At 53.3% G+C, this 503-nt stretch carries 1 protein-coding gene; it reads right to left on the bottom strand.

Annotation, left to right across the window (positions count from 1 at the left end; translation table 11 throughout):
* A partial coding sequence (locus ACFQEU_RS18160) for a DEAD/DEAH box helicase (RefSeq protein ID WP_379784440.1) occupies positions 1–421 on the bottom strand: 421 nt, incomplete at its 3' end.
* Positions 422–503 lie beyond the last annotated feature (82 nt).

Genomic DNA, 503 nt, shown 5'->3' with positions numbered 1-503 from the left:
AAACCAGTGTTGAGATAGCGCAGTCGCGCAAAGTGGTTAGTACCGTTTCTCGTTGCGCATGCTTACCATCGAGCGCCGCATGTAAGGCTTGATAGGTGACAACTGTTAAAAATTTTGGCTCGAACAGCGAGGTAGAGATCCAATCCGGACAGCTAGGTGTGGCTAAAAATAACTCGCAGAATCGGTCAATCCACTGGTCTCGTAACGCCAGAGAAGGCGCGCAGATCAAGGTGGGCTTGTCGAGCCTGCGCATCACTTCCAAGCCGAGCACCGTTTTACCAGAACCCGGCGGCGCAACAATGTGTAGATGTTGATCGGCGAGGTGCGAGGCTAATTGATCTAACACCCGCTGTTGGTAATCTCGCCACGGAAACGTAAAGCGTGTGTGCTCTGGAAAACCCTCCATGTTTTCGCTGTCCACCGGCTAGTCAGCGAGCCCCACGTACACCTCGTGTACGTCGTCATCGTCATCGATTGCGCCCAAAAAAGCTTCGACTTCGGCC

It is taken from the genome of Halorubrum tibetense (assembly GCF_042661865.1).
Classification (GTDB): Archaea; Halobacteriota; Halobacteria; order Halobacteriales; family Haloferacaceae; genus Halorubrum; species Halorubrum tibetense.
The sequence above is the reverse complement of the archived record's forward strand: the minus strand, read 5'-3'. Positions and strand labels throughout refer to the sequence as shown.